This window comes from Flavobacterium sp. (assembly GCF_040382755.1).
Taxonomy (GTDB): Bacteria; Bacteroidota; Bacteroidia; order Flavobacteriales; family Flavobacteriaceae; genus Flavobacterium.
The window spans coordinates 1-5,765 of the sequence record NZ_JBEIET010000122.1 but is presented as its reverse complement, the minus strand read 5'-3'; the positions used below and the strand labels follow the sequence as shown (position 1 = coordinate 5,765).

Genomic DNA, 5,765 nt, shown 5'->3' with positions numbered 1-5,765 from the left:
AATTGATGCTGATAAAAACAAATCATTATTTAACGCATTAGGCTACCAAGGTTTACCTGTTATAATTGTAGTTAAAAACGGAAAACAAACATTCTTTAAAAATGAATTTGTTAGCGAGGAAGAGTTGAGAAAAGCTTTATAGGAACAAAGTAAAATGTGACTTCGAGAACCTCAGTCACCTTTAGTCTGAGGCCCTCGAAGCCAAAATCAAATTAAAATATTATTTACTATTCACTTAAATTTATGAATATCGTACAACAACAATCGTTAAAAAAATATAACACCTTTGGTATTGAAGCTTTTGCATCAGAATTTTGCGAAGTGAATTCTATTTCGGATTTGGCACGCGTTTTAAAAGAAAATCAAGAAAAAAAACTTTTTATTTTAGGTGGTGGAAGCAATATGCTTTTAACTCAAAATGTCGATGCATTCGTGTTACACATTAATAACAAAGGCATTGAAGTTGTAGAGGAAAATGACGAGTTTGTTTGGGTAAAAGGTAATGCCGGGGAAGTTTGGCACGAATTTGTTCAATTTTGCATCAAACATAATTATGGTGGGATTGAAAATTTATCTTTAATTCCTGGTAATGTTGGCGCTACGCCAATTCAGAATATTGGTGCATATGGTGTGGAAATTAAAGACACATTTGTGTCGTGCGAAGCGATGAAAATTGACACGCAAGAAATTACCACTTTTGATAAAACCGCTTGTAAATTTGGCTATCGAGAAAGTGTATTTAAAGCCGATTTAAAGAACCAATATGTAATTGTATCAGTTGTTTTTAAACTTACTAAAAAAAATCACAAACTAAATACATCTTATGGTGCTATTGATGTTGAATTAGAAAATATGGGCATCAAAAACCCAACCATTCAAGAGGTAAGTAAAGCCGTAATCGCCATTCGTGAAAGTAAATTACCCAATCCGAAAGAATTAGGTAACAGCGGAAGTTTCTTTAAAAACCCGATTGTTCCTATTGAAGTTTACGAAAAAGCCAAAGCGAATTATCCAGATATGCCACATTATCCAGTTTCGGAAACACTTGTAAAAGTGCCTGCGGGTTGGTTAATTGAACAAGCTGGTTTTAAAGGTAAACGTTTTGGAGATGCTGGAATTCATACCAAACAAGCTTTAGTTTTAGTGAATTACGGAAACGCAACAGGAAATGAAATTTGGAATGTTGCGCAAAATATCCAAAAAGCTATTTTTGAAAAATACGGGATTCGTATTGAGGCTGAAGTAAATGTGATTTAATTTACGAATTGGGATTTACAATTTACGAATAACGAATTACTTATAAAAATTAAACTTGAAATTGTAAACAAATAAGCCTAAATTTGCACAACTTTTAAAAAGAATATGGAAACAACATTATTTATACTTTTTATTGCATTTTTAGTTTTTTTCGCTGTTCAATTCGTTTATCAATCGTTTGTTTTTAGTCGTTTTTCATTTGTAAAACCTAAAAAAGAAACTCCAAAAAGCGTACCTGTTTCTGTAATTGTTTGGGCAAAAAACGAATATGAAAATTTAGTAATTCAACTTCCTGTTTTAGTTACTCAAAATTATCCAAATTACGAATTAGTACTTATTGATGATGCGTCTAATGATGAAACATTAGACTTATTTGAAGCATACGAAAAACAATATTCTATTGTTAAATTAGTCAAAGTAAAAAACAATGAAGCCTTCTGGGGAAACAAAAAATTTGCATTAACCTTAGGCATAAAAGCTGCAAAAAACGAATATTTATTGTTTACAGATGCAGATTGTCGCATTACATCTGAAAACTGGATTTTAGAAATGACCTCGCACTTTTCATTCAAAAAAACAATCGTTTTAGGATATGGTGCATATAATAAAATTAAAGGTTCTGTATTAAATAAAATAATTCGTTTTGACGCTGTTATTGTTGCCATACAATATTTTTCTTGGGCAAAAATCGGAAAACCATATATGGGAATTGGTAGAAATTTGGCGTATAAAAAATCAGAATTTTTCAACGTTAACGGATTTATCAATCACATTCGAGTGCGCTCTGGGGAAGACGACTTATTCATTAACGAAGCTGCAAATGCAAGCAATACAACCATTTGTTATAGTCCAGAAAGTTTCACCTATTCTGAACCAAAAACAACTTTTAAAGAATGGTTAAATCAGAAAAGAAAAGAAACCTCAACCAAAAAACATTATAAAAGTTTTGACAAGCTACAACTTGGATTATATTTCATATCTCAAGTATCGTGTATTGTTTTGGCTATAATTTTACTATCTTTCCAATATAATTGGATTATTGTATCAAGCGTTTTAGGTTTTAGATACGTTTTTAACTGGATAGTTTTTGGTTATGGCGCAGCTAAATTAAAAGAAAAAGATATTATTGTTTGGTTTCCAATTTTTGAAATTATTATACTAATAACTCAAATACGAGTGGCTTTTACCAATTTGATACACAAACCAGAACATTGGAAATAAAACAAGAAAAAATACTCAAAAACATTCAAAAAGCAAAACTTGGCGATCAAGTAGCTTTTACTTTTCTTCTCGATTTTTATTGGAATGAAGTGTATGGATATATGCTAAAACGTACCGAAAACGAAACCGATACAGAAGACATTGTAATAGAAACTTTTGCTAAAGCATTTGATAAAATAAGTACATACAACCCTGAATTTGGTTTCAATACTTGGTTAATTGCCATTGCTAAAAACGCTCATATTGATATGCTTCGCAAAAAAAAGTCTACATTGTTTTTAGAAATTACGGATGAAGAAGACAGTTTGGCCAATCAAGTTTTAGACAATACTCCTACAATTGAAGATAAATTAATTACCGAACAAAACTTATCGCAATTATTGCAACAAATTAAACAATTAAAACCTGCGTATCAAGAAGTTATTCAATTGCGTTACTTTCAAGAAATGAGCTATCAAGATATGGCAGAACAATTGAACGAACCGCTAAACAACATCAAAATAAAATTGCTTCGAGCTAAAAAATTATTAGCAGAAATTATTATCCATAAATAACAATAAATCATCTTTTTAGTCCAAAACCTGTTTTTTTGGCACGATTATTTCATATAGTTTAAATTATACACAAGTTGTAACCCTTAAAACTATATATTATGTCAAACTTCAATTTACAAAACGATAGCTGGCTTGAAGTAGCTTTCGAAAACAGAAACAAAGCATATGGTGCTTACCAATTAAGAAAAGAAAGTGACGCAACGACTATAAAAGCAATGTTGTTAACTTTCGGGTTTATAGCTTTTGGAATTGGATTGTTTTCATTTACAACTCCTGAAACTAAACCAATAGTAAAACCAGAACCTAATGTGTTGCCACCAATTGTAACAATTGTAAAATTTACAGCTAAAGTTCCAACAGAAAAAGCAATTCAAACTAAAGGAACGGATAAACCTAAATTAAATCTAACACCTAATAAAGTACCACCAGTTGTTGTGGATAGAACAGAAGTAAAACCTATTGTTGAACCCAAAAACCCTGATCCTTCTACACCATTCAATCCAAATGGTAGCGAAAATGGGAATCCGGGACCTGTTGGAAATCCGTTAGGCACTTCTACTACTCCAATTACAACAACTACGCCAGGAAATGGAAGTGGTACAAATATATTTAAAGGCGTATTGGGCACAGAAGCGAGTTTTCCTGGAGGAATTAACAAGTTCAGAACTTATATTGCTGAAAACTATAAAGTTCCAAATTCTTTTGATCAAGAGGTATTGTTTATTGAAATGATTTTTGTGATAGAAAAAGACGGTTCAATGACGGATATCCGAATGGTAAGTAAAGGAGATAAAGCTTTAGAAAAAGAAGCCATTAGGGTTTTAACATCTATGAAAAAGAAATGGTCACCAGGGCGAGTTAATGGCGAAGTGGTAAGAAGCGAAAAAAGACTTCCAATTCAAATTAACCTACTTGAAACAGAATAGAAATAGCTGAATTTTAATATAATTTCAAAACCACATAATGGACGTATTATGTGGTTTTTTGATTAAAAATAGTTCTAAAATCAAAATAATTAAACAAAAGTTAGCAATATGTTACAATTGAAAAATAACACTTTAAAATAGGATTTGTTTTTAATGCGTTTTGTATATTTGCGGTAGATTTTATATTCAAATTATGGCAACAGAAAGCGTATTTCCTCCTACTCCAAAACCAAAATGGTTACGCGTAAAATTACCCGTTGGACAAAAATATACCGAACTTAGAGGTTTGGTTGATAAATACAAATTAAATACCATTTGCGCTTCTGGTAGTTGTCCGAATATGGGAGAATGTTGGGGAGAAGGAACCGCAACTTTTATGATTTTAGGAAATATTTGCACCCGTTCTTGCGGATTTTGTGGTGTAAAAACAGGTCGTCCTGAAAATGTAGATTGGGAAGAACCAGAAAAAGTAGCTCGTTCCATTAAAATTATGAATATAAAACACGCAGTTATTACAAGTGTTGACCGAGACGATTTGAAAGATATGGGCACCATTATTTGGGCGGAAACTGTAAAAGCCATACGAAGAATGAATCCGAAAACCACCCTTGAAACTTTAATTCCAGATTTTCAAGGTAGTGAATCGCATTTAGACAAAATTATTGAAGTGGCACCCGAAGTGGTTTCACATAACATTGAAACCGTAAGAAGATTAACACGCGAAGTACGTATTCAAGCAAAATACGACAAAAGCTTAGCCGTTTTAAAATATTTAAAAGAACAAGGATTGAACCGAACAAAATCGGGAATTATGCTTGGACTTGGCGAAACAGAAGAAGAAGTTATTCAAACTTTACACGATTTAAGAGCCGCAAAAGTTGATGTAGTGACTATTGGTCAATATTTACAGCCAAGTAAAAAACATTTACCAGTTAAAGAATTCATCACACCAGAACAATTTGAAAAATACGAAAAAATAGGCAAAGAATTAGGTTTTATTCATGTAGAGAGTGGTCCGTTAGTGCGTTCTTCGTATCATGCTGAAAAACATATTCATTAATATTGTTTATTCGGTTATTTGTTTTTTGTTTAGAAGCAAACCTTTTCAACAACCAATCGAATTAACAAATAAACAAACAACCTAAAAAATGAAAATACGTGTCGCTATAAATGGTTTTGGAAGAATTGGAAGAAATGTATTCCGATTATTACTAAATCATCCTAACATAGAAGTTGTTGCTGTAAATGACATTGCAGATATAAAAACTATGAGTCATTTATTGAAATATGATAGCATTCACGGTGTTTTACAACATTCTATTTCAACCGAAAATGAAACGTTATTAATTGACGATTTAAAATTTCAATTTTTCCACGAAAGTGATATTTCTAAATTACCTTGGAAAAACCTAAATATCGATTTTGTAATTGAGTCAACCGGAAAATTTAAAACTACAGAAACTGCTGGTTTACATAATTTAGCTGGAGCAAAAAAAGTAATTTTATCAGCGCCTCCTGAAGACGAAACAATAAAAACAGTGGTTTTAGGTGTCAATGAACATATTTTAGATGGTTCTGAAACCATTATTTCCAATGCCAGTTGCACCACAAATAACGCAGCGCCAATGCTTAAAATCATACAAGAATTGTGCGGTATTGAGCAGGCATATATTACCACAGTTCACTCCTACACTACCGACCAAAGTTTGCACGACCAACCACATAAAGATTTAAGACGTGCACGAGGCGCTTCTCAATCTATAATTCCAACTACGACTGGCGCTGCAAAAGCAATAACAAAAATTTT

6 protein-coding genes are annotated in these 5,765 nt (G+C 32.0%); all 6 read left to right on the top strand.

From position 1 onward, the window contains the following. The first annotated feature begins 243 nt into the window (after positions 1–243). A complete protein-coding gene (gene murB / locus ABWO04_RS09485) occupies positions 244–1,257 on the top strand; it encodes a UDP-N-acetylmuramate dehydrogenase (protein ID WP_353079485.1) in 1,014 nt (337 codons plus the stop codon). 105 nt (positions 1,258–1,362) lie between these two features. Further along, positions 1,363–2,478, top strand: a complete 1,116-nt coding sequence (locus ABWO04_RS09480; protein ID WP_353079484.1) for a glycosyltransferase — start codon at positions 1,363–1,365, stop codon at positions 2,476–2,478. Beyond that, complete coding sequence (locus ABWO04_RS09475; RefSeq protein ID WP_353079483.1) at positions 2,469–3,032, top strand: RNA polymerase sigma factor; 564 nt, start codon at positions 2,469–2,471, stop codon at positions 3,030–3,032. Before ABWO04_RS09480 ends, ABWO04_RS09475 begins: the two co-directional genes overlap by 10 nt. A gap of 98 nt (positions 3,033–3,130) precedes the next feature. Beyond that, positions 3,131–3,958 (top strand): energy transducer TonB, encoded by an 828-nt coding sequence (locus ABWO04_RS09470; protein WP_353079482.1) that lies wholly within the window; start codon positions 3,131–3,133, stop codon positions 3,956–3,958. Between the two features lie 193 nt (positions 3,959–4,151). Further along, positions 4,152–5,018 (top strand): lipoyl synthase, encoded by an 867-nt coding sequence (lipA, locus tag ABWO04_RS09465; protein WP_353079481.1) that lies wholly within the window; start codon positions 4,152–4,154, stop codon positions 5,016–5,018. An 88-nt stretch (positions 5,019–5,106) separates the two neighbouring features. Further along, on the top strand, positions 5,107–5,765 hold a 659-nt coding region (locus ABWO04_RS09460; protein WP_353079480.1), incomplete at its 3' end, for a type I glyceraldehyde-3-phosphate dehydrogenase.

Excerpts from the sequence above, each read along its gene's own strand:
- ABWO04_RS09480 (WP_353079484.1), top strand. The coding sequence starts at position 1,363 with ATGGAAACAACATTATTTATACTTTTTATTGCATTTTTAGTTTTTTTC.
- lipA (WP_353079481.1), top strand. The coding sequence starts at position 4,152 with ATGGCAACAGAAAGCGTATTTCCTCCTACTCCAAAACCAAAATGGTTA.
- ABWO04_RS09470 (WP_353079482.1), top strand. The coding sequence starts at position 3,131 with ATGTCAAACTTCAATTTACAAAACGATAGCTGGCTTGAAGTAGCTTTC.
- murB (WP_353079485.1), top strand. The coding sequence starts at position 244 with ATGAATATCGTACAACAACAATCGTTAAAAAAATATAACACCTTTGGT.